The following is a 22,954-nucleotide window of genomic DNA, read 5'->3' as shown; positions in this document are numbered from 1 at the left end:
ACTCGGCGCCCGGTTTGTCATCTGTTTCGTCACTGGCTTCGGCGCCCCTCGTCCGCCCCTTGGTCCGACCCCGTGTCGCGGGTGCGGTGCTCGACGAACACTTCCAACCCGTCCAGGATTCGCTGCAGTCCGAACTCGAAGTGGTCGAAGTCGGGGCCGAAGGAGTCCTCGGAGAGCGAGGCCATCACGGGGAAGCGGCCGCTGGCCATGATCTTCTCCAGGACGGGATACTGGGCGGCCCAGAACTCCGCGTCCGTCAGACCGGTCCTGCGCTCCGCCTCCTTGGCGTACAGCTGGGTGCGGGCGGCGCCGGTGACGTACGAGTCGATCATGATGACGACCGAGACCAGCTCCGGGTCTCGCAGGCCCATGGGCTTGATGCGGGAGATCACCTTCTCCATGCCGTCGATGGCGCTCGGGCCGAGGACCGGGCGGGACTGGTTGACCTTCAGCAGCCAGGGGTGGCGCTGGTAGAGAGCGAGGCTCTCGCGGCCGAGGGTCTCCAGGGCCGAGCGCCAGTCGTCGCCGAAGGCCGAAAGATCGTCGCCCGGCCGCTGGACGCGGTCCAGCATCAGGTCGAGCAGCTCGCCCTTGCCGGGAACGTACCGGTAGAGGGACATCGTGCCGGTGCCGAGCTCCGTGGACACCCGGCGCATCGAGACGGCCTCCAGCCCCTCCGTGTCCGCGATCCGGACCGCCGCTTCCACGATCCGGTCCAGCGTGAGGCCCGGTTTGGGGCCGCGGCTGGGTCGCTTGCCGGTGTCCCACAGCAGATGGAGGGTGCGGACGATGTCTCCGCTCCCGCTGGTGTCGGTACCGCCCGAGCCGCTTGTCATGGACCCCAGAATAATCCCTTGGACCAAAACTGGGTACGGTGTACTCTTAACAGAGTACGGCGTACCCAGTTTTGGGTTCTGGGTTCGGGTTTCGGGGTGGGTCCCGGGTGGATTTCAGGGGTGGAGGAGTGCTGTGAGCGGTTACGCGGTGCGGGCCGAGGGGCTCGAGAAGAGGTACGGGGAGAAGCGCGCCCTCGACGGCTTCGACCTGGCCGTGCGGGAGGGCACGGTGCACGGCCTGCTCGGGCCGAACGGCGCGGGCAAGACCACCGCCGTCCGCATTCTGTCCACGCTGGTCAGGCTGGACGGGGGACGGGCGCAGGTGGCGGGCCTGGATGTCGCACGGCAATCGCGGGAGGTGCGGGCCAGGATCGGGCTCACCGGTCAGTACGCCGCCGTGGACGAGGTGCTCACCGGCCGGCAGAACCTGGAGATGTTCGGGCGGCTGTTCCACCTGGGCGGGCGCCGGGCACGGCTGCGGGCGGCGGAGTTGCTGGAGCAGTTCGACCTGACGGACGCCGCGGGCAAGGGAGTCGACAAGTACAGCGGCGGCATGCGGCGGCGCCTTGACCTCGCCGCGTCGATGATCCTCGCCCCGAGCGTGCTGTTCCTGGACGAGCCGACGACCGGGCTCGACCCCCGCAGCCGGGGCGAAGTCTGGGAATCCGTACGGGAGTTGGTGGCGGGCGGCACGACCGTACTGCTGACGACGCAGTATCTGGAGGAGGCCGACAAGCTCGCCTCGCACATCACCGTGATCGACCAGGGGCGGGCCATCGCCGACGACACCCCGGACGGGCTGAAGAACACGGTGGGCGGCGACCGCATCGAGGTCGTCGTCGCCGAGCGGACCGACATCGCCCAGGTGGTGAAGGTCGTCGCCCGGGTCGCGGACGGCGAACCGGAGTCGGACGAGACCGAGTTGAGGGTGCACGCGCCCGTGACCGACAGGGTCGCGGCGCTCACCGAGGTGGCGCGGACCCTCCAGGACGAGGGCGTGCGGGTGGAGGACATCGGACTGCGCAGGCCGAGCCTCGACGACGTGTTCCTGCGCCTGACCGGACACCGCACGGACACGGAGACGGTTTCCGAGGATTCCAAGGACGCGAAGAGCCTGAAGGACACGAAGAACACGAAGGACACGAAGAACACGAAGGAGGTCGCGGCATGAGCGGCGCGCTCGAGGTGACCCGGTCGGGCGTTCACGACCGCGGCCGTACGTACTGGGTGCTCGCCGACTGCTGGAACGTCGTCCGGCGCGGACTCACCCACTACCAGCGCCAACCCATCAACATCGCCTGGCAGTTGGGCTTCCCGATCCTGTCCGTGCTGCTGTACGGGTATGTCTTCGGCAGCGCCATGAAGGTGCCGGGCGGCGGCGACTACCGGGACTTCCTGATGCCGGGCATGTTCGTGATGACGATGGCCTTCGGGTTCATCAACACCGCGACGCTCGTCGTCTACGACTCCACGAAGGGCGTCATCGACCGGTTCCGCTCCATGCCGATGGCGCCGTCCGCCGTCGTAGCCGGGCGCGGGGTCACCGATCTCGTCGTCGCCTGCGCGGAGTTGACGATCCTGATGCTCACCGCGCTCGCCATGGGCTGGCGGCCCGACGGCGGCTTCGGTTTCCTGGGGGCCTTCGCGCTGCTGCTGTGGCTGCGGTTCGCGCTGATCTGGCTCGGGGTGTGGCTCGGCCTGCTCGTGCCCAACCCGGAGGCGGCGGGCGGCTTGTTCGCGGTCGCGTTCCCCCTGACGATGATCTCCAGCATCTTCGTCGCGCCCCAACTGATGCCCGACTGGCTCGGCTTCGTGGCGGCCTGGAACCCGATCTCGTCCACGGCCGCGGCCACGCGTGAACTGTTCGGCACGCCGGTGGGCAGCGGCGACGCGTGGGTCGAGCAGCACGCACTGCTGATGGCGGGCGTGTGGCCGCTGATCCTCACGCTGATCTTCGTTCCGCTGGCGGTACGGAGGTTCCAGAAGCTCAGCCGCTGATCCTCCCGGTACGCGAGATGGGGGCGCCCGGCACTTTCACCAGTGCCGGGCGCCCCCATCACCGTACGAACATCGCCGTACGAGCGGGAATCGCTACAGCTTTTCGATCACGTAGTCGACGCACTTCGTGAGTGCCTCGATGTCCGCCGGGTCGATCGCCGGGAACATCGCGACACGGAGCTGGTTGCGGCCGAGCTTGCGGTAGGGCTCGGTGTCGACGATGCCGTTGGCGCGCAGGACCTTGGCGACGGCGGCCGCGTCGACGTCGTCCGTGAAGTCGATCGTGCCGATGACCTGGGAGCGCTTGGCCGGGTCGGTGACGAACGGGTTCGCGTACTTGACGTCCTCGGCCCAGCCGTACAGCGTGCGCGAGGAGGTCGCCGTGCGGCGGACCGACCAGTCGAGACCGCCCTGGCCGTTCAGCCACTCCAACTGGTCGTTCAGGAGGAAGAGGGTGGCGAGGGCCGGGGTGTTGTACGTCTGGTTCTTGCGGGAGTTGTCGATCGCGGTGGGGAGCGAGAAGAACTCCGGGACGTGGCGTCCGCTCGCGTGGACGCGCTCGGCGCGCTCGAGCGCGGCCGGGGAGAAGATCGCGATCCACAGGCCGCCGTCCGCGGCGAACGACTTCTGCGGGGCGAAGTAGTAGACGTCTGTCTCCGCGATGTCGACGGGCAGCCCGCCCGCGCCGCTCGTCGCGTCCACGACGACCAGGGAGCCCTCGTCGGCGCCGGCGATCCGCTTGATCGGGGCCGCGACGCCGGTGGAGGTCTCGTTGTGGGTGAGGGCGTAGACGTCCACGCCCGACTGGGCGACCGGCTCCGGGTGAGTGCCCGGCTCGGAGGAGATGACGTCCGGCTCGGCCAGCCAGGGCGCCAGCTTGGCCGCCTTCGCGAACTTGGAGCTGAACTCACCGAAGGTGAGGTGCTGCGACTTGTTCTCGATCAGGCCGTGGGTCGCCACGTCCCAGAACGCCGTCGAGCCGCCGTTGCCGAGGACGACCTCGTAGCCCTCAGGGAGCTGGAAGAGGTCGCTCACACCCTCGCGGACCTTCCCCACGAGGTTCTTGACCGGGGCCTGGCGGTGGGACGTGCCCATCAGTGACGTGCCAGTGGCGGCGAGCGCTGTCAGCGACTCCGTACGCACCTTGGAGGGGCCCGCGCCGAAACGTCCGTCGGCGGGCTTGAGGTCAGCGGGGATCTGGATATCAGCCACGACGGGAGCGTATCCGTTTCAGGAAACCTGGGCGAAACGTCGTCCGTCGGATGAGACGCGAAGAGACGCGATGCCACGGTGGGGGTTGTGCCGGCCCGCGGCGGAGCCGCTGATGGATGAACGGGTCCACACGAACGGGTCCAGGGCGATACGAGTCGTCATGCGGGGGCGCCTCCCAGGGCCGGGGCCGGAGTGAAACGCACGGGCAGTTCCGTCAGCCCCCGCAGCCACGGCGAGGGCCGACGCGTCAACGACTCGGCGGGTACGGCCAGATCGATGTCCGGCAGGCGGTCCAGTACGACCTCGATGGCCGTACGCGCGATGACCTCCGCGATCTCCTGAGCCGGGAACGGACACCGGTGCTCGCCGTGGCCGAAGGAGAAGTGCGCGCTGTTGCCGCCGGTGAGGGCGGAGCCGTGGGTGCGGACCTGCGGGTCGTGGTTGGCGGCCTGGAGGCCGAGCAGCAGCAGGTCGCCGGTGTGGACGGTGCGGCCGCCGAGGCGGGTGTCGCGGGAGGCCCAGCGGCCGGCCACGTTCTGGGTGGGGGTGTCCTCCCACAGGACCTCGTTCATGGCCTCGGCGACACTGCGCCGGCCGCCGAAGAGCGAGGCCGCGAAACGTTCGTCGGTCAGCATCAGCCGCAGCGAGTTGCCGATCCAGTCGGCGGTCGGCTGATGGCCCGCGGCCATCATGACCATCAGGTCCTGGGTGATCTCCTCGTGCGTGAAGCCGCCGGAGCCCGCGCCCCCGTGGGAATGCTGGGAATGCCCTGAAAGGGTCATCGCGAGCATGCGGCTGACGACGTCGTCGGCGGGGCGTGCCGCCCGGTCCGCCACCAGCCGTGCCATGGAGGCGGCCACGTGCAGCTGTCCGGCGATGGCGTCCTCCCGTCCGTTGATCATGTCGTTCAGGGCGGCAACCAGGCCCGGGCCCTGCTCGTCGGCGAAGCCGAAGAGGGTGGCGAGGACGCGTACGGGGAGCAGGGTCGCGTAGTCCGCGACGAGATCCGCCGCGCCCTTGGCGCACACCGCGTCGATCAGCTCGTCGGCGAACCGCTCGGCGTGGGCACGCAGTTCGAAGGGGCCGACGCCTTCGAGGGCGTCGCTGACCATCGCGGCGCGCTCGCGGTGGCGTTCGCCGACGGTGTAGAGGATGGAGGGCTGGCCGCGGCCGATCACCGGCAGCAGCGGCCAGTCGTCGGGGATGTGGTCCCACTGGTTCCACAGGGCGGAGTCGCGGCTGAACAGCACGGGGTCGCCGGTGACTTGGTGCAGTTCGCGGTAGCCGAGCACGAGCCACGCCGGGATGTCTCCGTCGAGCAGCACCGACGCCACGGCGCCGTGCTCGCGCCGCAACTCCCGGTACAGCTCGGCTGGTTCGGACCGGAACCTGGCCCCGTTGAGGGGCACGGGGTCGGGGTTCACTGGGCCAACTCCTGGACGGGCGGGCTTGCGACGGACGGGCCTACGGCGGACGGGCCTACGACGGGCGGGCTTACCTGGAGCGGGGCGCCTTGGGTCGCGTACGGATTCCTGGCCAGGTGAGACAGGTGCAGGCTCTTGAGGTGCTCGACCAGCGTGATCAGGACCCGTTTGCCGGACGCGCGGGAGCGTGCGTCGCAGTCGACGAGCGGGATGTGCGGGGCGAGGTCGAGGGCGTCACGTACCTGCTCGGCGGTGTGCGCGGGGCCGCCGAAGTCGTTGCGGGCGACGATGAACGGGGTGCCGAGGTGTTCGAGGCGGTCGATGGCGTACCAGGAGTCGTCGATACGGCGGGTGTCGACGAGCACGACCGCGCCGAGCGCGCCGGAGAAGAGCCGGTCCCAGAGGTACCAGAAGCGCTCCTGGCCGGGCGCGCCGAAGAGGTAGAGGACGGTGCGGGCGCTGAGCGTGATGCGGCCGAAGTCGAAGGCGACGGTGGTATCGGACTTGTCGGGCACCGCGCTGGTGTCGTCGACCGTCTCGCCGGCCCGCGTGATCGTCTCCTCGGTGCTGAGGGGACGTATCTCGCTCACCGAGTGGATCATCGTGGTCTTGCCGACGCCGAAGCCGCCGACGACCACGATCTTCAGGCCGTTGTCGACCGTCGCTCCAAGTGGCGTGCGGGCGTCGGGAGTTCGGGCGTCGGGAGTTCGGACGTCAGAGGCTGCGACGCCAGAGATCGGGGCGTCAGAGGTTGCGGAGGCCAACGAGCACCTGCTCCAGGATGTCGGGATCGGGGCGCCCGGCGAGTACGGCCTTGCGCGGGTGGCGGGCGCTGACACGGCCCTCGGCGAGGAGGTCGGAGAGCAGGATCTTCGTGATGGTGAGCGGCAGCCGCAGCTCGGCGGCGACCTCCGCGACGGCGGTGGGCCGTTCGGCGAGGCGCAGGATCGCCGCGTGCTCCGACTGCATGCCGGGAGCCGGATCGCACTCGGCGACGACCAGCGTCACCAGGTCGAACGGGGTGCCGGGCGCAGAGCGGCTGCGCCCTCCGGTGAGGGTGTAGAGCCGGTCGGGCGAGTCGTCCCTGCCCGGCCGACTCATGACGTACGAGGCTGCGCGCTCAGTGACGTACGGGACTGCGGGTTCGGTGATGCAAGGGGCTGCAGGCTCGGTGACGTACGCGGCTGCGCGCTCAGGTGTCCGCCGAGCTGCTCCACGAGTTCGCCCATGTTGTGGCCGACGAGCCCGGGGTCCGCCTCCTCGGCCGTGACCACGGCCAGGTGCGCGCCCTCGCCCGCCTCCACGATGAACAGGACCCCGCCGTAGAACTCGGTCATCGCCGACCGCACACCTCCGGTGCCGTCCCCGAACTCCATGGACGCGCCGTGGGACAGCGACTGGATACCGGCGGCGATCGCGGCGAGCTGGTCGGCCTGGTCGACGGAGAGCTCGGGCGTACGGCACAGCTTCAGGCCGTCCCGGGAGAGCACGAGCGCGTGCCGGGCACCCGGGGTGCGCGCCAGCAGGCCCTGCATCAGCCAGGTGAGTTTCTCGTCGGCGGTGGCCGTGGTGGAGGCAGTGGCCGTGGTGCCGTTGGGGCCGGTGGGGCCGGTCATGAAGTGGGGTCGCTTTCCGGGTGGGAGGTGGCAGGACTCGTACGGGCTTGTACGGGCTCCTCCGCCGACGTCCCTCGGACGGCTTGGCGGAAACTGCTGAAGCGGGCGGCTCGGGTCGTCACGTCGTCGGGGGCGGGGCCAGCGGCTTCGGGGCTGCCGGGAGCCTCGGAGGCGGAGGCGGAGGCGGAGGCGGAGGCGGAAGCGGAGGCGCCTGAGGCGGGGGCGGCCGAAGGCCGGGTGCGGGCTCGCTGGGCCTCCGCTTCGGCCTCCGCCTCGGCCAGGGTGCGGCCGCGGTGGCGCTTCGGGAGGGTGCCCAGGGGGTCGGCGGCGACCGGCCGGAGCGCGGACTCGTGGGTCGGCACGGGCTCCGGGTCCAGGTCGGAGAGGGCGTGGGAGGCGGCGTACGAGCCCTGGGGGCGGGACTCGGGCCGGGACTCGGCCCAGGGCTGGGACTGGGCCCAAGGCTGGGACTTCGGGAGGGGCTCCGCGGGATCCTCGACGGCTGGAGTCGGAGCCCAGGCTGGGGTCGGAGTCCAGGATGGAGCCCCGGCCGGAGCCGCAGTCGAGACCGGAGCAGGGGCCGGAGCCGGAGCCGCAGTCGAGACCGGAGGAGCCGGGGCTGGAGACGCGGCCGGGGCCTGCGTCGGGACCGGAGCAGGGGCCTGGGCCGGGTTCGCGAGGATGTCCTGCGGGACGAGGAGCAGGACGCCCGTGCCGCCGCGCGCGGAGGGGCGGAAGGAGACCTTCAGGCCGTACTTGCGGGCGAGGCGGCCGACGACCGCGAGGCCGAGCCGGGTGCCGGAGAGGCCGCCGAGTTCCGCCTCCTCGCCGGAGACGGCACGTTCGGCGCGGCGCAGCTGCACCTCGCCCATCACCAGCCCGCTGTCCTCCACGGAGACGATGACTCCGGCCGGAACCTCCTCTACGTAGACGTGCACTTCGGCCGTGGGCGGCGAGAAGTTCGCGGCGTTGTCGAGGATTTCGGCGAGCGCGTGCATCACGCCCTCGGCGGCGTGTCCTGCGACGGCGGCCCCGCTCGCCGAGTGGACGCGTACGCGCTGGTAGCCGCTGATACGGCCCATCGCGCCGCGCAGGATCGACTCCATGACGATGGGCCGCGCCCAGCGGCGGCCCGAGCGGGCGCCCGCGAGGACGGCGACGGAGTCGGCGAGGCGGCCCGCCTGGGCGGTGCGGTGGTCGAGATGGAGGAGGTCGGCGAGTACGTCCTCGTCGGCGTGCCTCTCCTCCATGGCGCGCAGGTCGGCGAGCATACTCGTGGCCAGGGCCTGCAACCGGCCGGCTGTGTTGGCGGCCGCCGAGATCGCGGCGGCGCGGTCGGTCCTCGCCTGCCGCAATTCGTCGGCCACGCGCGCGTGCTCCGCGGTGACCCGGACGCGCTCGCGGTCGAGTTCGGCGGCCAGGCGGACCTTCTGGTGTGCGTTCTGCTCGGCGAGGCGGGCGCGTTCCCGGGTGAACTCGTCGGTGAGCCGGGCGCGCTCGCGGGCCGACTCCTCGGTGAGGCGGGCCTGTTCCCGGAGCAGTCGGCGAGCGTCCTGGGAGACCGCGTCGAGGCGGCGGAGGAGTAATCGTGAGGTCTGCGCGGCATGACTCGCCAGGGTGACGGCCACGCACAGCAGGACGGCGGCAGCGCCCGCGCCCCACGCGAGGGGTACGCGGGCCGACGCGGGGGCCAGGGCGACCGCGGCGCCGACGGCGAGCGCGGCCGGTACGGCGGTGAGGAGCGGGGCGATCACGACGGCACGCAGGCGGGGTCGTTCGACTCCGGGGTGCGCGAGGGACGGCCGATCTGTGGTGGGGCGCGCTTGCGGGGTGGGCGCGGTCATTAATCGTGTCCTCGGTCGTGTCCTGGGTGGGATGCGACACCTGGTGCTCAACTGGCGGTCACTATATGGGAGTTCGTGATCGGTAAGGGCAGGTTCCGGTCCACTCTCACAATTCGTACGCGATTCGGTACGGCCCTCCGTCGCGACCCTCCTCCGATCGCTGCGGGTCACTGTCAGTGACGGGAGGCATCCTTGGAGGCATGACGGAAACGGATCTCGGGGAGCTGCGGGCGGGACTGGAGAAGGCCGTGCGCGGAGAGGTCGCCTTCGACGCGACCGCGCGGGCGCTGACCACCATGGACGCGTCCAACTACCGGCGCGTGCCGCTCGGAGTGGTCGCCCCGAGAGACGCCGACGACGTGGCGGCGGCGCTGTCCGTGTGCTCCCGGCTCGGCGTGCCGGTCGTGGCGCGCGGCGGCGGCACATCGATCGCGGGACAGGCGACGGGCACGGGCGTGGTCCTGGACTTCACTCGCCATATGAACCGGATCGTCTCCCTGGACGCGGACGCCCGCACGGCCGTGGTCCAGCCGGGAGTCGTCCTGGACCGCCTCCAGGAGGCCGCCGCACCGCACGGGCTGCGGTTCGGGCCCGACCCCTCGACCCACAGCCGCTGCACGCTCGGCGGAATGATCGGCAACAACTCGTGCGGGTCGCACTCGGTGGCCTGGGGCACGACGGCCGACAGCGTGCGCGAGCTGTCCGTGGTGACGGGCAGGGGCGAGTCCCTGCGGCCGGGCCAGTCGTGGTCGGGTGCTCCGGAGGGCCTACGGGCCTTGGTGGAGGGGGAGCTGGGGCGGCTGCGCACCGGCTTCCCGGACCTGCCCCGCCGCATCTCCGGGTACGCGCTGGACGCGCTGCTCCCCGAGAAGGGCGCCGACGTCGCCCGCTCCTTCTGCGGCTCCGAGGGCACCCTGGGCGTGCTGACGGAGGCGGTCGTACAGCTGGTCGAGGCCCCACGCGCGCGTGCGCTGGCCGTGCTGGCGTACGCGGACGAGAGCGCCGCCGCCTCGGCCGCGGCAGGCCTGCTGCCCCTCGGGCCGCTGACGGTGGAGGGCATGGCGGCCGATCTCGTACGGGCGGACGCGGGGCTGCCCAAGGGCGGCGCCTGGCTGTTCGTGGAGACCGGCGGTGCGACGCCGGCGGAGGCACGCGCGCGTGCGGACGCGATCGTGCGCGCCGCGGACGTCGTCGACTCCCTCGTCGTCACCGACCCGGCCGGACAGCGCGCCCTGTGGCGCATCCGCGAGGACGCGAGCGGCACGGCGACCCGGATGCCCGACGGCACCGAGGCCTGGCCGGGCTGGGAGGACTGCGCGGTGCCACCGGCCCGACTGGGGCCGTACTTGCGGGACTTCAGGGGGCTGCTGTCCTCCCACGGCCTGCGCGGCACGCCGTACGGGCACTTCGGGGACGGCTGCATCCACGTACGCATCGACTTCGACCTCCTCTCCCGCGAGGGCATCGCCCGCTTCCGCCGCTTCTCGGAGGAGCTGGCCGAGCTGGTCGTCTCCCACAGGGGCTCGCTGTCCGGGGAGCACGGCGACGGGCAGGCGCGGGCGGAGCTGCTGCCGCGGATGTACGGACCGGAGATGGTCGGCCTCTTCGAGCGCGCGAAGGCGGTGTGGGACCCGGACGACTTGCTCAACCCGGGGATGCTGGTACGGCCCGCGCCGTTGGACTCGAACCTTCGGTTCGCCGTCCTCCCGCGAGGGCCGGTCGACGTGGCCTTCGGCTACCCGCACGACGGAGGGGACTTCTCGGCGGCGGTACGCAGGTGCGTGGGCGTCGCCAAGTGCCGTACGGAAGCGGCCGGTTCCGCCGGTCCGGCCGGTTCGCACTCGTCCGCCGTCATGTGCCCCTCCTTCCGCGCGACCGGCGAGGAGGAGCACTCCACGCGCGGGCGTGCCCGGCTGCTGCACGAGATGCTCGCGGGTGAGGTGATCACGGACGGCTGGGCGTCCACAGAGGTCCGCGACGCACTGGACCTGTGCCTCTCCTGCAAGGGCTGCCGCTCCGACTGCCCCGTCGGCGTCGACATGGCCACGTACAAGGCGGAGTTCCTCCACCACCACTACGAGGGGCGCCGCCGTCCCGCGGCGCACTATGCGATGGGGTGGCTGCCGGTGTGGCTGCGCTTCGTGTCGCGGGCGCGGCTGGCGGGGGTGGTCAACGCCCTAGCTTCCGTACAGATGTTGGCCGGGCTCGGCAAGCGGCTGGGCGGGATCGCGGCCGAGCGGGGGATTCCTCGGGTGGCGGGGGAGCCATTCCGGCGGTGGTTCGGCCGGCGTGAGCGTGAGAGGGGTGCGGGTGGGGCACCGAGCCGGCATGCCGATGCGGCTTCCGTGCCCACCACCCTCCTCTTCCCGGACACCTTCACGAACCACCTCGCGCCCGAGGTGGGCCGGGCGGCCGTACGCGTCCTGGAGGACGCGGGACGCCGGGTGATCCTGCCCCCGGACGGAGTGTGCTGCGGCCTGACGTACGTCTCCACGGGCCAACTCGACCGCGCCCGTACGGTGATGAGGCGCACCCTCGACCGTATGGAACCCCACCTCGGCACCCCGCTGGTCGTCCTGGAACCGAGCTGCGCCGCCGCCCTCCGTACGGACCTCCCCGAGCTCCTCCACGACGACCCGCGCGCCCGGCGCCTCGCGGACTCGGTGGTGACGTTCGCCGAGGCTCTGGAACGCCAGGCCCCGCACTGGATCCCACCGCGCGTCGACCGCCCCGTGGCCGGCCAGACCCACTGCCACCAGCACGCGGTCCTCGGCGACGCGGCGGACCGCCGCCTGCGCGCGGCAGCGGGCCTGACCGGCGAACTCTCCGGCGGCTGCTGCGGCCTGGCAGGCAACTTCGGCTTCGAGAAGGGGCACTACGAGGTGTCCGTGGCGTGCGCGGAGGAACAGCTGCTGCCGGCGGTCCGAGCGGCGGAGGAGGGAGCGGTGGTACTGGCGGACGGCTTCTCGTGCCGCACGCAGTTGGAACAGGTGGGGGATATGAGGGGACGGCATCTGGCGGAGGTGCTGGCGGAGGGGTTGGACGGGCTCGAGAGGTGAGACGTGCCCCTTCAGGGGCGCGGGGCTGTGACATTTGCGGCTCCGCCGCGTGGGCGCGACCAGCCACGACGGACCCGCACCCTCCAGACGGCCGCTCCCGTCCCCGACGCCCGCCCCCCCCGTAAGCTGCAAAATGGGTTCACAGCCCTGACGGAGTCCATTACTCTGGACCGAGCAGTGCACCATGATGAACGACAGCTCTCGACCCGAACTTCCTGGACGGCCCCGTGAACATCCCCAGCGCTGACCGGCCCTCCTCGGTCGCCGACCCCGCGGGCGCCGTCGCCGGGGAGGCCCCCGTGCAGGACCCCGCATCCGGCCCCACTCCCGCGGACGCCCCCCGGGGACTGCGGTCCCTCGGGCCCGTGGGTCTCGTGCTCGCCGGAGGGATCTCCGTCCAATTCGGCGGCGCCCTCGCCGTGAGCCTCATGCCGCGGGCCGGCGCGCTCGGCGTCGTAACGCTCCGGCTCGCCGTCGCCGCGATCGTGATGCTGGTGATCTGCCGGCCCAGGCTCCGCGGGCACTCGCGCGCCGACTGGGGCACCGTCGTCGCCTTCGGCGTCACGATGGCCGCGATGAACGGCCTCTTCTACCAGTCGGTCGCCCGCATCCCCCTCGGCCCCGCCGTCACCCTGGAGGTGCTCGGCCCGCTCGTGCTCTCCGTCCTGGCCTCCCGCCGCGCGATCAACCTCGTCTGGGCGGGCCTCGCCCTCGGCGGCGTCTTCCTGCTCGGCGGCGGAGGCTTCGACAGCCTCGACCCCGTCGGTGTCGCGTTCGCCCTGTCGGCCGGCGCCATGTGGGCCGCCTACATAGTCTTCAGTGCCCGTACGGGGCGACGCTTCCCGCAGGCCGACGGCCTGGCGCTCGCCATGGCGTTCGCGGCCGTGCTCTTCCTGCCCCTGGGCCTCGTCGAGTCCGGTGCGAAGCTTCTGAACCCGACCACGATCGCCCTGGGCGCCGCCGTCGCAATCCTTTCCTCCGTCCTCCCGTACACCCTCGAACTCCTCGCCCTCCGCCGCCTCCCCGCCTCCACCTTCGCCGTCCTCATGAGCCTCGAACCGGCCGTCGCCTCGATCGCCGGCTTCCTGGTGCTGAGCCAGACGCTGTCCGTGACGGAGGCCCTGGCGATCGCCCTCGTCATCGCGGCGAGCATGGGGGCGGTACGGACCCAGGTGGGCCGGGGGAGGGCGAAGGGGCTGGAGTCCGGGTCAGCGTCTTGACCCATGCTCGGGCACGACCGAACACAGTTGGCAGAAAACGCAAATCGTTTCGCAAATAATTGTGGCGAACGCTAGAGTCGGTTCGTGCCCCGGACCCCCAGCACCCCGCATACTCGCAACACCCCGCACCTCACGCCGGACGCCATGACCCCGGACGAGAAAGCGGCAATCGACCATATCCGCACGACACGTGCGGCGTTCGACGCCGCCTCCGACCGCCTCGCAGAGGCCATCAGTAATGCCCTGACCACCTCCACCCGGCGCGGCTGGCCGGTCCGCGTGGCCGAAGCATCCGGATACACCTCGTCGCGCATCCGCCAGATGCAAGAGGGCAAGATGCGTGAGGCCCAGGAGCGAGGGGTCAAGAGCAGGACAACTGGCACCGATACGACGAAGGGAACGGCAGCGTGAGCGCCCAGCACGCCGAAACAGTAGGCGACGGACCGCTTATCCCGCGTCCGGAGCGAACCCCCGCCGCCCTCCGCGCGGCCTGCGCCGTCGTCGCCCCCCAACTCCTGGCCGCTTACGACCAAGCCAAGGACCAGGCACTCGCAGAGGCCGTGGAGCACGGCTCCATCAAGCCGGTCCACGCCTACCTCATCCACTGGGCTGCCCTGATCGAGATCGAGCGGTACCCGGAGAGGGCGAAGGCCTACCACCGCGCCGAGTACCTCGCCCACGTCGCGACTGCCCCGGACGAGGCGCGCACACACCTGACCACGGCCGGCGGTATCTATCGTGACGCGGCCAAGGCGGTGCACACCGCGTGACCTGGCACTGGGAATACGTCCCGGACGAGGAGACCGTGGCGGCCGGCGCTCCACCCGCGTTCATCGCCGAGGTGGAGAAGAGAGCGGACGAGCTGGTGAGGGCGGCTGAAGCCCTCTATCTCCACGGTCCTGCTTTTCAAGGTGCGGACGAGGGGGCGAAGCATGCGTTCGTGGACGGCGGCTTCTTCGTCTACATGATCACGCCGCGCACGGAACTCGTCACCATCTGGCAGATCACTCCTGACCCTCTCCTGTGAGAGCCGACCTTCACGACCTTCGCCCTGTCCGCGGGAGCCAGGCGGGTCGAGTACATCGTGTTCAGCGTGCGTATGGGCCGTCCCTTCCACAGGCTGACAGACAGACAGCGATGGCGAGGCGGAACGGAATCGGAGCCATCGCCGGTCAGTGAAGCTCTCCTCTTCGGCGGTGGCGCATTTCGCTGGCTGCATGATCCTCTGCATGACGGTGCTGACGTCGCTCGGCGTGCTTTGAACGCGCAGAGGCCCCGGAGGTTGGTCCTCCGGGACTTCTCCGTAGATCCCCGGACGAGCTCCCGGGAGACCCCACAGGGCCCTACGCTCCCGCCAGGGCCCTGCAACCCTGGGAAGCCACCCTCATCGCCGCATCGGTCGGCGCTGTGGCTTCAACCTCCGCCGTGCTGCTCACGCACCTGCTGACCCGTGCCCGCGACCGTCGGCACAAGGTGTGGGACCGCAAGATGGACACGTACAAACTTCTGTTGAGGTCACGCCGAGATTTCGCGTACGCCCGGAGCCAGTTCCTCAAGACCGGCAACAACCCCGCTGAGTTGATCAACGCCGAGCGGGAACTCAAAGAGATGAGTCTTATCGCAGCAGAGCTTGAGATGTTCGGCTCATCGGCCGTCAACGCCATCAACCTGGAGACGAATATCGCGTTCGGCCAGTGGGCAGGGGCCACCGCCGAATGGCGCAGGTTGAACAGCAGTCCCTCAGCAGATACGGAAGCGCACCGCAAGGCTGACGAGAAGTGGGAAGACATCGAGCGGTTGACCGAGAACGCCGACCTGATCGACGAACGGCTGGCCGAAGCCATCAAGGCTGAGGCCAACTTCAAGGTGCCGTTCAAGCTGGAGCGCTGGCGCAACCGCATCAAGGGACGATTCGTCAAGCGCTGAGGGTCGGAAGGGCACGCCGAGCGCTTCAACGCGGGTTCAGCGCACGTCGCGCCGCACTGATGACGTTGTGGGCGTCGGCCCCGTACACCGCAGACTCACCGAGGGTCTTCCACACCTTCGAGTACAGGGCGATGTTGTCGGCGTCGTCCAACCACAGTTCTGCGTGCCAGTCCTCCGCGACGACCAGGCGGTCATCAAGGACCCAGAAGCCATTGGCGGGCACGATCTTGACGGACGCAGTGAACGGGATGATGCCCAGTTCGACCGTGTCCATACCGATCATGCCCGTGAGGCGGTCGAGCTGGGTGGCCAGCACGGAGGGAGGGCCGATGAGTGACCGCAACGCGGCTTCCCACATCAGGACGTGCAGCTTGCGACCGGGCCGGTACAGCCACTCTTGCCGCTGCACCCGAGCGCGCACGGCGTCCTCAGTGTCGCTCGCTCCGCCCAGCAGCTCCGAATAGCGCTGGATGACGTGACGTGCGTACTCGGGGGTCTGCATCAGTCCGGCGACCACCGACTCTTCCCAAACCCACATCTCCGAGGTGCGGTCGATCTCCGCGCTCAATCCCTCGTGCAGAGGCTTGAAGCCGTTCGCCAGAGCCCTGCGCCATGACCTGATGTGCGACTCGAACCCGGCCAGCCGGGCGGCGAGTTCGGGATATGCACCTGGCTGTTCGGTCGCGTCGGCCCACGCCCGAAGGTCCTCGGGGGTGGCCGTCTGCCTGCCGTTCTCCAGCTTGCTGACCTTGGAGCCTGGCCAGCCGAGCCGCTGCGCGAGTTGCTGACCGGTGAGCCGACCACCAGGGCACGAGAAGCGGAGTTCACGCAGCCGCGCTCCCAGCACTGCCCGTGCCTGCTGATAGTCAGTGCTCACCGGTCACGCGCGCTATTCGGTCGCGGCCACCTGCGCCGCGAACTGGTCGTACGGGACCGCATGGTGCATCGCCGCGTCACGCGCGATCGAGTAACGCACGACCTCTGCCGGTTCACTGATCATCTCGATGTCGAGCATGTTGTCTTCGTCATCGAAGTGCAGCAGAGCGACCAGGCGCGAGTCGAAGATCCAGAAATCCTCAGCGGGCAGGGCGGCCCGGTCTGCGTCCTCGCGCCAGAGGTAGCGGATGTCCTCGCCCACAGTCGCGTTGTGCCGGGCGTAGTCGAGCAAGAACAGCTGTTCCGTGGTGGGCGGGTTGTCGGCGACGCGGACACGGCCGACCTGCTTGCCAACGCCCGTCTGGGCCCGGATGTTGACGAACCACGGTTCGTTGGGGTCGAAGGGCGATGAGCCGGTGGCCAGGAACGCGTGAAAGTCGGGGTCCTGTCGGTCCGACGCGTATCCGCGCCTCGTCTCCAGGCGCCAGACTGTGTGCTTGAAGGTCTTGAAGAGACGCCGGAAGGTGGCCCGGTCGACAAGTTCCGGCACCCGATCCATCTCCTTCGGTCCCCAGTTCACGAGCAGTTCGCGCGGCACGGCCACCGCTGCCTCGTCCGGCCCGAAGTGCTGAAGCTGTGCGAGGTCTCCGGGGTCGGTTACGGGCGTGCCCTGAACGATGATCTCTCCGGTGCCGTCGTCCGTGTGCAGGGCGGGGCAGCCGTCGACCTTGCTGTCTGTGCCGGTGAAGCGCAACTGACGAGCCATGGACGCTCTCCCTTCCAGGGATGTTGATCCAATCAGCATGGTCGGGGCTCCAACTCGGCACCACGGGGTGAGGCAGAGCCCAGGAGAAAACACCAGCAATCTCAGGCACGCGGCGAGCAAATTCGAGAAAACAGCATATCGCCTGCCAACTCTCCGCCTCTAGCGTCCTGTTCATGGCTACGAAGAAACCGGACGTCGACCCATACACGGCTGCGGAGTTCCTGAGAGCAGCACTGACCGATATCGGGATCGTCTTCCCCTCTCTGAGGGTCGACCCGGGATCCCCTGAATTGCGGCTCGTTGAGCTGGGGCGTGTGCGCGTTGATGTGGCCGACCGCCTGGCACGAGCACTTCAGCGAGGGGGCCGCGAGTAATGCGAAACGAGAAGCCGTCAACGATGCTCAACCACGGCGAACTGCCGTACCCGGCGGGAACGCTCGTCGAGGACACGGTGCACGACCGGACCGGTGAACTCCTCGGCGTGATCGAGGAACGCATCAAGGACACCGGGCGCGTTGTCAGCCGGACCGCGTTCGTGCGGCCGAAGGGTGGCGGGATCGAGTGGGACGTCCCTTTGGACAGTATCCACCCCGTCGAGAGCCCTTAAGCGTCCCGACCAAGCGTGCCGCGCTGATCGGCCCGGGTGACGTGATCGGATACAAGGGTATGTGGCGCACCGTCAAGACCGCGACGACCGCCCGGGGTCCGCTGGGCGGGTTAGCCTCATGGTCACCTGGGAGGAGGGCGGCACTGCGCGCTTCCCGGCCGGTGATGAGCTGCTCCTGGGGGAGCCGGCGTCCGACTGATTTGCGACTGAGGGTTCGCCCCAACTCGACTGGGGCGAAACTCAGTTGTGCCTTGACGCCTCGCTTACGCATCTGCGTCATCACGATGCGTTGAGAGCCACAGCGTGGCTGAACGCACCTGGGCGCTTGAGTAATTGCTCGGAACCAGGACACCGCCCCGTTGGATCTCCGGCTTCCTGGTCCCGAGCCAGACACTGTCCGTGACCGAGGGGCCTCGCGATCGGGCCGTCATCGCGGCGAGCATGGGCGCGGTACGAACACAGGTCGGGCGGGGCAGGGCGAAAGGGCTGGAGACCTGGTCTCCCCTACGTCGGGCACCTCTGTCAGCCAGCGGGCCTCTCGGACTGCTCGAGCTTCTCCCAGACCGAGACGTGCTGCCCGCTCTCGCTCGTGAAGGGCTCCCGCGTCCAGCCGTCCCACCGCTCGCGCAGCCGCAGCCCGGCCAGCCGGGCCATCAGGTCCAGCTCCGCCGGCCACACGTACCGGAAGGGGACGGACCAGTACGAGCCGCGGCCGTCCACGACCTCGACATAGTTCGAACTCATCGCCTGCGTCGCGACGTCGTACACGTCGAACGACCACCGCGTCGGACTCGTGTGGAACGGTACGACGCTCTGCCCGGGCGGCAGCCTGCGCAGTTCGGGGACCCCGACCTCGATGACGAACGTTCCGCCGGGCTCCAGATGCTCGGCGACGTTCCGGAAGCAGGCGACCTGGGCGTCCTGCGTCGTCAGATTGTTGATCGTGTTGAAGACCAGATACGCGACGGAGAAGGTGCCGTCCACCTTCGTCGTCGCGAAGTCGCCGATCGACACGCCGATCGCGTCACCGCCCGGCTTGGCCCGCAGCCGCGCCACCATCGCCCGCGACATGTCGATGCCGTGCACCTCGACGCCGCGCCGCGACAGCGGCAACGCGACGCGTCCCGTGCCGATGCCCAGTTCCAGTGCCCGGCCGTCTCCGGCAAGCTCGGCCAGGAGGTCGACCGCCGGGTCCACGGCACCGGGGGTGAACATCTCAGCCGACGACTCGTCGTACCGCGACGCGATGGGCTCCCCGAAATAGCCGTCCTCGTCATCCACCATCGGCCGACCGTACTGCGGAGTGCACGCGCGCCGCGCGCCAATTTCCGGGGTCCCCGGAGCCGTAGTGCGAACCAATAATGCAAGCACGCTTGCTTGTTTCTGCGTCCGCTGCCAGGCTGCCGGGAGCACACCGTCGTGCCCCGAGGGGAGCGCATCGTGGCCGATCCGTCGTTCGTGATCGACGATCTGCACCAGGAGAGCGAGGAACTCGACCTGCTGGTACGGGAGTTGGGGGAAGAGCGATGGGCGCTCGCCACCCCCGCCCCGGGGTGGAGCATCGCCCATCAGATCGCCCACCTCGCCTGGACCGACCGGTCCGCCCTGCTCGCCGTGACCGACGCCGAAGCCTTCGCGAAGAAGGTCGAGAAGGCGCTGGCCTCGCCCGACGGTTTCGTGGACGAGGGCGCGGAGGAAGGGGCCGTCCTGCCGCCGGCCAGGCTGCTCGCCGAATGGCGGGCCGGGCGGGAGGAGCTGGAGCAGGCCCTGCGCGCGGCACCCACCGGGACGCGCTTCCCCTGGTACGGGCCACCCATGTCGGCCGCCTCCATGGCGACGGCCCGACTCATGGAGACCTGGGCCCACGGCCAGGACATCGCCGACGCGTTGCATGTGATGAGGCCACCCACAGACCGGCTACGGCATGTGGCGCGCATCGGGGTGCGGGCCCGGAACTTCGCCTTCGGGGTACGCGGGCTGAGCGCGCCCGAGGACGAGTTCCGCGTCGAACTCGCCGCACCCTCCGGGGACTTGTGGACATATGGCCCCGAGGACGCCGACCAGCGCGTCACCGGGCCCGCCCTCGACTTCTGCCTTCTCGTCACCCAGCGGGCCCACCGCGCCGACCTCGCCGTACGGGCGGAAGGGCCGGACGCCGACCGCTGGCTGGACATCGCCCAGGCCTTCGCGGGACCGCCGGGCGCCGGCCGCGCACCGAAGGAGCCGAAGGGGGCCACGGGATGACCCGCCCCACGGCAGGTCCGATACCCAGCCCGCAAACCGCCCCGCTGCGCATCGGCAACGCCTCCGGCTTCTACGGCGACCGCTTCGACGCCATGCGCGAGATGCTCACCGGCGGCCCCCTGGACGTCCTCACGGGCGACTACCTCGCCGAGTTGACCATGCTCATCCTCGGACGGGACCGGCTGAAGAACCCCGCGAGCGGCTACGCGCGCACCTTCCTGCGCCAGCTGGAGGAATGCCTCGGCCTCGCGCACGAGAAGGGCGTACGCATCGTCGCCAACGCCGGCGGCCTCAACCCGGCCGGACTCGCCGCCGCGGTACGGGAGTTGGCCGACCGCCTCGGCATCCCGACGCGGGTCGCCCATGTCGAGGGGGACGACCTCACCGGGCGGTACCCGAAGAGCATCGCCGCACACGCCTACCTCGGCGGCGAAGGCATCGCCACCTGCCTCCGCGAGGGCGCGGACATCGTCGTCACCGGCCGCGTCACCGACGCCGCGCTGGTCACGGGTCCGGCCGCCGCACACTTCGGCTGGGCGCCGGACGCCTACGACCGGCTCGCGGGTGCCGTCGTCGCCGGGCACGTCCTGGAGTGCGGCACCCAGGCCACCGGCGGCAACTACGCCTTCTTCACCGAGCACGACCCGGCACGCCTGCACCACCCGGGCTTCCCGATCGCCGAACTCCACGAGAACGGCACGAGCGTCATCACCAAACACGACGGCACCGGCGGCGTCGTGGACATCGGCACGGTCACCGCCCAGCTCCTGTACGAGACGTCCGGCGCCCGGTACGCGGGCCCCGACGTCACCGCACGCCTCGACTCGGTCCAGCTCACCCAGGAGGGTCCGGACCGGGTACGGATCGACGGCGTACGAGGCGAAGCCCCGCCCCCCACCCTCAAGGTCGGCCTCAACCGGCTCGGCGGCTTCCGCAACGAAGTCGTCTTCGTCCTGACGGGCCTCGACATCGACGCCAAAGCCGCGCTCGTACGCGCCCAGATGGAGTCCGCACTCGACGCCGCCAAGTCCCGCCCGGCGGACGTCCGTTGGGACCTCGCCCGCACCGACCACCCCGACGCCCCGACCGAGGAGACCGCGAGCGCCCTGCTCCGGCTCGTCGTGCGCGACCCCGACCAGGACACGGTGGGCCGCACCCTCAGCGGAGCCGCCGTCGAACTGGCCCTCGGCAGCTACCCCGGATTCCATGTGTTGGCACCACCGGGAAAGGGCGCGCCCTATGGGGTCTTCGACGATGTGTACGTCCCCCATGCGGACGTGGACCACGTGGCCGTCCTCCACGACGGTCGCCGGATCCATGTGATGCCGGCCCGGGACAGCCGCGTACTGGAGACACCGGAGGAGCCGCCGCTGCCCGAGCCGTTGCCTTCCGGGCCGGTGAGGCGGGCGCCTCTCGGCCTTGTCGCGGGCGCCCGCAGTGGCGACAAGGGCGGGAACGCGAACGTGGGGGTGTGGGTGCGGACCGACGAGGCGTGGCGGTGGATCACCCACGAGCTGACAGCTGACAGATTTCAGAATCTGATAACTGAAAGTTGTCATCTGTCAGTCGTTCGTCACGTCCTGCCCAACCTCCGCGCCCTGAACTTCGTCGTCGAAGGCATCCTCGGCGAGGGCGTCGCCGCGCAGCACCGCTTCGACCCGCAGGCCAAGGCCCTCGGCGAATGGCTCCGCTCCCGCCACCTGGACATACCGGAGGTTCTGCTGTGACGGTCCTGGCGTCCGCGCTGGACACCACCTCCCCCGACTACGCCACCCACCGCGAGGCCATGCTCACCAAGCTCACCGAGCTCGACGCCGAGCACGCCAAGGCCCTCGCGGGCGGCGGCGAGAAGTACGTCGGCCGGCACAGGAAGCGCGGCAAGCTGCTCGCCCGCGAGCGCATCGAGCTGCTGCTGGACCCCGACACACCGTTCCTCGAACTGTCGCCGCTCGCCGCTTGGGGCAGTGACTACACCGTCGGCGCCTCGCTCGTCACCGGGATCGGCGTCGTCGAGGGCGTGGAGTGCCTGATCACGGCGAACGATCCGACCGTGCGCGGCGGCGCCAGCAACCCCTGGAGCCTGAAGAAGGCCCTCCGGGCGAACGACATCGCCCTCGCCAACCGTCTGCCCTGCATCAGCCTCGTCGAGTCGGGCGGCGCCGACCTGCCCTCCCAGAAGGAGATCTTCATCCCCGGGGGAGCGATCTTCCGCGACATCACCCGGCTGTCCGCCGCCGGAATCCCCACCGTCGCGGTCGTCTTCGGGAACTCCACGGCGGGCGGCGCGTACATCCCCGGCATGTCCGACCACGTGATCATGGTCAAGGAGCGGGCGAAGGTCTTCCTCGGCGGTCCGCCGCTGGTGAAGATGGCCACCGGCGAGGAGAGCGACGACGAGTCCCTGGGCGGCGCCGAGATGCACGCGCGCGTGTCCGGTCTCGCGGACCACTTCGCCGTCGACGAACAGGACGCCCTCAGGCAGGCGCGACGGGTGGTCGCCCGCCTCAACCACCGCAAGGCGTACGGCGATCCGGGCCCGGCCGCCCCGCCCAAGTACGACGAGGACGAGCTCCTCGGCATCGTCCCGGGGGACCTGCGCACCCCCTTCGACCCCCGCGAGGTCGTCGCGCGCATCGTCGACGCCTCCGACTTCGACGAGTTCAAGCCCCTCTACGGAACGAGCCTCACCACCGGCTGGGCGACCCTGCACGGCTATCCGGTCGGCATCCTGGCCAACGCCCAGGGCGTGCTCTTCAGCGAGGAGTCCCAGAAGGCCGCCCAGTTCATCCAGTTGGCCAACCAGCGCGACATCCCGCTGCTCTTCCTGCACAACACCACCGGCTACATGGTCGGCAAGGAGTACGAACAGGGCGGCATCATCAAGCACGGCGCGATGATGATCAACGCGGTGAGCAATTCGCGGGTCCCGCACCTCTCCGTCCTGATGGGTGCCTCCTACGGAGCGGGCCACTACGGCATGTGCGGCCGCGCCTACGACCCGCGCTTCCTGTTCGCCTGGCCCAGCGCCAAGTCCGCCGTCATGGGCCCCCAGCAGCTCGCCGGCGTCCTCTCGATCGTCGCCCGGCAGTCCGCGGCCGCGAAGGGCATGCCGTACGACGAGGACGCCGACACGGCCCTGCGCGCCATGGTGGAGCAGCAGATCGAGTCCGAGTCCCTGCCGATGTTCCTGTCCGGGCGGCTGTACGACGACGGGGTCATCGACCCACGCGACACCCGCACCGTCCTCGGCCTGTGCCTGTCCGCGATCCACACGGCGCCCTACGAGGGCGCGCGCGGCGGCTTCGGCGTCTTCCGGATGTGAGAGG

At 70.2% G+C, this 22,954-nt stretch carries 22 protein-coding genes and 1 pseudogene; 13 read left to right on the top strand and 10 right to left on the bottom strand.

Going from position 1 to position 22,954, the window contains the following annotated elements; all coding sequences use genetic code 11:
- Nucleotides 1-29: 29 nt before the first annotated feature.
- The gene (locus GAS53_RS25670) at nucleotides 30-836 is read right to left on the bottom strand and encodes a TetR/AcrR family transcriptional regulator (protein WP_151480062.1); all 807 of its coding nucleotides are present in this window, start codon (nucleotides 834-836) and stop codon (nucleotides 30-32) included.
- 133 nt (nucleotides 837-969) lie between these two features.
- On the opposite strand from GAS53_RS25670, the gene GAS53_RS25665 reads away from it, so the two are divergent.
- Both GAS53_RS25665 and GAS53_RS25660 read left to right on the top strand, forming a co-directional pair.
- Entirely contained in the window at nucleotides 970-2,007 is a 1,038-nt protein-coding gene (locus tag GAS53_RS25665) for an ATP-binding cassette domain-containing protein (protein ID WP_151480061.1), read from the top strand.
- Nucleotides 2,004-2,834, top strand: coding sequence for an ABC transporter permease (locus GAS53_RS25660; protein ID WP_151480060.1), 831 nt, complete (start codon nucleotides 2,004-2,006; stop codon nucleotides 2,832-2,834). The genes GAS53_RS25665 and GAS53_RS25660 overlap by 4 nt, the downstream gene beginning before the upstream one ends.
- A gap of 93 nt (nucleotides 2,835-2,927) precedes the next feature.
- Here the strand turns inward: GAS53_RS25660 and serC are convergent, their stop codons facing one another.
- The 6 genes from serC to GAS53_RS25630 all read right to left on the bottom strand — a co-directional run bounded on the left by serC (nucleotide 2,928) and on the right by GAS53_RS25630 (nucleotide 8,930).
- A complete protein-coding gene (gene serC / locus GAS53_RS25655; protein WP_151480059.1) occupies nucleotides 2,928-4,046 on the bottom strand; it encodes a phosphoserine transaminase in 1,119 nt (372 codons plus the stop codon).
- 158 nt (nucleotides 4,047-4,204) lie between these two features.
- The gene (locus tag GAS53_RS25650; protein WP_151480058.1) at nucleotides 4,205-5,470 is read right to left on the bottom strand and encodes a cytochrome P450; all 1,266 of its coding nucleotides are present in this window, start codon (nucleotides 5,468-5,470) and stop codon (nucleotides 4,205-4,207) included.
- Nucleotides 5,467-6,207 carry a GTP-binding protein gene (locus GAS53_RS25645; protein ID WP_151480119.1) on the bottom strand — a complete coding sequence of 247 codons (741 nt, stop codon included), beginning with the start codon at nucleotides 6,205-6,207 and terminating at the stop codon, nucleotides 5,467-5,469. The genes GAS53_RS25650 and GAS53_RS25645 overlap by 4 nt, the downstream gene beginning before the upstream one ends.
- Nucleotides 6,208-6,214: 7 nt before the next feature.
- Complete coding sequence (locus tag GAS53_RS25640; protein ID WP_151480057.1) at nucleotides 6,215-6,571, bottom strand: DUF742 domain-containing protein; 357 nt, start codon at nucleotides 6,569-6,571, stop codon at nucleotides 6,215-6,217.
- Entirely contained in the window at nucleotides 6,568-7,086 is a 519-nt protein-coding gene (locus GAS53_RS25635; RefSeq protein ID WP_151480056.1) for a roadblock/LC7 domain-containing protein, read from the bottom strand. Before GAS53_RS25635 ends, GAS53_RS25640 begins: the two co-directional genes overlap by 4 nt.
- A complete protein-coding gene (locus tag GAS53_RS25630) occupies nucleotides 7,083-8,930 on the bottom strand; it encodes a sensor histidine kinase (RefSeq protein ID WP_151480055.1) in 1,848 nt (615 codons plus the stop codon). The genes GAS53_RS25635 and GAS53_RS25630 overlap by 4 nt, the downstream gene beginning before the upstream one ends.
- A 200-nt stretch (nucleotides 8,931-9,130) precedes the next feature.
- Here GAS53_RS25630 and GAS53_RS25625 point away from each other — a divergent pair, with 200 nt between their 5' ends.
- The 6 genes from GAS53_RS25625 to GAS53_RS25600 all read left to right on the top strand — a co-directional run bounded on the left by GAS53_RS25625 (nucleotide 9,131) and on the right by GAS53_RS25600 (nucleotide 15,135).
- On the top strand, nucleotides 9,131-11,989 hold the full coding sequence (locus GAS53_RS25625; RefSeq protein WP_151480054.1) for an FAD-binding and (Fe-S)-binding domain-containing protein: 2,859 nt from the start codon (nucleotides 9,131-9,133) through the stop codon (nucleotides 11,987-11,989).
- A gap of 227 nt (nucleotides 11,990-12,216) precedes the next feature.
- A complete protein-coding gene (locus GAS53_RS25620) occupies nucleotides 12,217-13,209 on the top strand; it encodes an EamA family transporter (RefSeq protein WP_404829284.1) in 993 nt (330 codons plus the stop codon).
- A gap of 144 nt (nucleotides 13,210-13,353) precedes the next feature.
- Nucleotides 13,354-13,620, top strand: coding sequence for a hypothetical protein (locus GAS53_RS25615; RefSeq protein WP_151480053.1), 267 nt, complete (start codon nucleotides 13,354-13,356; stop codon nucleotides 13,618-13,620).
- Nucleotides 13,617-13,979 (top strand): DUF6247 family protein, encoded by a 363-nt coding sequence (locus GAS53_RS25610; RefSeq protein ID WP_151480052.1) that lies wholly within the window; start codon nucleotides 13,617-13,619, stop codon nucleotides 13,977-13,979. The genes GAS53_RS25615 and GAS53_RS25610 overlap by 4 nt, the downstream gene beginning before the upstream one ends.
- Entirely contained in the window at nucleotides 13,976-14,236 is a 261-nt protein-coding gene (locus GAS53_RS25605) for a hypothetical protein (RefSeq protein ID WP_151480051.1), read from the top strand. Before GAS53_RS25610 ends, GAS53_RS25605 begins: the two co-directional genes overlap by 4 nt.
- 398 nt (nucleotides 14,237-14,634) lie before the next feature.
- Nucleotides 14,635-15,135: a hypothetical protein gene (locus GAS53_RS25600; RefSeq protein WP_151480050.1), complete on the top strand. Its 501-nt coding sequence runs from the start codon at nucleotides 14,635-14,637 to the stop codon at nucleotides 15,133-15,135.
- Between the two features lie 25 nt (nucleotides 15,136-15,160).
- On the opposite strand, the gene GAS53_RS25595 is transcribed toward GAS53_RS25600, so the two are convergent.
- The gene (locus tag GAS53_RS25595; protein WP_151480049.1) at nucleotides 15,161-16,012 is read right to left on the bottom strand and encodes a helix-turn-helix domain-containing protein; all 852 of its coding nucleotides are present in this window, start codon (nucleotides 16,010-16,012) and stop codon (nucleotides 15,161-15,163) included.
- Nucleotides 16,013-16,024: 12 nt separating this feature from the next.
- Complete coding sequence (locus GAS53_RS25590; RefSeq protein ID WP_151480048.1) at nucleotides 16,025-16,777, bottom strand: DUF6879 family protein; 753 nt, start codon at nucleotides 16,775-16,777, stop codon at nucleotides 16,025-16,027.
- 373 nt (nucleotides 16,778-17,150) lie between these two features.
- Here GAS53_RS25590 and GAS53_RS25580 point away from each other — a divergent pair, with 373 nt between their 5' ends.
- Both GAS53_RS25580 and GAS53_RS56510 read left to right on the top strand, forming a co-directional pair.
- The gene (locus tag GAS53_RS25580) at nucleotides 17,151-17,384 is read left to right on the top strand and encodes a hypothetical protein (protein WP_151480046.1); all 234 of its coding nucleotides are present in this window, start codon (nucleotides 17,151-17,153) and stop codon (nucleotides 17,382-17,384) included.
- Nucleotides 17,385-17,750: 366 nt separating this feature from the next.
- Nucleotides 17,751-17,867: pseudogene (locus GAS53_RS56510) on the top strand (EamA family transporter); the annotation flags it as partial.
- A 39-nt stretch (nucleotides 17,868-17,906) separates the two neighbouring features.
- Here the strand turns inward: GAS53_RS56510 and GAS53_RS25575 are convergent.
- On the bottom strand, nucleotides 17,907-18,668 hold the full coding sequence (locus GAS53_RS25575) for a class I SAM-dependent DNA methyltransferase (protein WP_225859082.1): 762 nt from the start codon (nucleotides 18,666-18,668) through the stop codon (nucleotides 17,907-17,909).
- A gap of 156 nt (nucleotides 18,669-18,824) precedes the next feature.
- Here GAS53_RS25575 and GAS53_RS25570 point away from each other — a divergent pair, with 156 nt between their 5' ends.
- Genes GAS53_RS25570 through GAS53_RS25560 form a run of 3 tightly spaced genes read left to right on the top strand, consistent with a single transcriptional unit; the run spans nucleotide 18,825 to nucleotide 22,950 of the window.
- Nucleotides 18,825-19,628, top strand: coding sequence for a TIGR03084 family metal-binding protein (locus GAS53_RS25570; protein WP_151480045.1), 804 nt, complete (start codon nucleotides 18,825-18,827; stop codon nucleotides 19,626-19,628).
- Nucleotides 19,625-21,355, top strand: a complete 1,731-nt coding sequence (locus GAS53_RS25565; protein ID WP_151480044.1) for an acyclic terpene utilization AtuA family protein — start codon at nucleotides 19,625-19,627, stop codon at nucleotides 21,353-21,355. Before GAS53_RS25570 ends, GAS53_RS25565 begins: the two co-directional genes overlap by 4 nt.
- Nucleotides 21,352-22,950 carry an acyl-CoA carboxylase subunit beta gene (locus tag GAS53_RS25560; RefSeq protein WP_151480043.1) on the top strand — a complete coding sequence of 533 codons (1,599 nt, stop codon included), beginning with the start codon at nucleotides 21,352-21,354 and terminating at the stop codon, nucleotides 22,948-22,950. The genes GAS53_RS25565 and GAS53_RS25560 overlap by 4 nt, the downstream gene beginning before the upstream one ends.
- The last annotated feature ends 4 nt before the right edge of the window (nucleotides 22,951-22,954 follow it).

This window comes from Streptomyces albicerus, assembly GCF_008905045.1.
Lineage (GTDB): Bacteria > Actinomycetota > Actinomycetes > Streptomycetales > Streptomycetaceae > Streptomyces > Streptomyces albicerus.
This window is presented reverse-complemented; position numbering and strand designations above follow the sequence as displayed.

Coding starts and splice junctions, on each gene's coding strand:
- GAS53_RS25670 (WP_151480062.1), bottom strand. CDS start 836: ATGACAAGCGGCTCGGGCGGTACCGACACCAGCGGGAGCGGAGACATC.
- GAS53_RS25660 (WP_151480060.1), top strand. CDS start 2,004: ATGAGCGGCGCGCTCGAGGTGACCCGGTCGGGCGTTCACGACCGCGGC.
- GAS53_RS25640 (WP_151480057.1), bottom strand. CDS start 6,571: ATGAGTCGGCCGGGCAGGGACGACTCGCCCGACCGGCTCTACACCCTC.
- GAS53_RS25635 (WP_151480056.1), bottom strand. CDS start 7,086: ATGACCGGCCCCACCGGCCCCAACGGCACCACGGCCACTGCCTCCACC.
- GAS53_RS25630 (WP_151480055.1), bottom strand. CDS start 8,930: ATGACCGCGCCCACCCCGCAAGCGCGCCCCACCACAGATCGGCCGTCC.
- GAS53_RS25625 (WP_151480054.1), top strand. CDS start 9,131: ATGACGGAAACGGATCTCGGGGAGCTGCGGGCGGGACTGGAGAAGGCC.
- GAS53_RS25615 (WP_151480053.1), top strand. CDS start 13,354: ATGACCCCGGACGAGAAAGCGGCAATCGACCATATCCGCACGACACGT.
- GAS53_RS25590 (WP_151480048.1), bottom strand. CDS start 16,777: ATGGCTCGTCAGTTGCGCTTCACCGGCACAGACAGCAAGGTCGACGGC.
- GAS53_RS25580 (WP_151480046.1), top strand. CDS start 17,151: ATGCGAAACGAGAAGCCGTCAACGATGCTCAACCACGGCGAACTGCCG.
- GAS53_RS25575 (WP_225859082.1), bottom strand. CDS start 18,668: ATGGTGGATGACGAGGACGGCTATTTCGGGGAGCCCATCGCGTCGCGG.
- GAS53_RS25565 (WP_151480044.1), top strand. CDS start 19,625: ATGACCCGCCCCACGGCAGGTCCGATACCCAGCCCGCAAACCGCCCCG.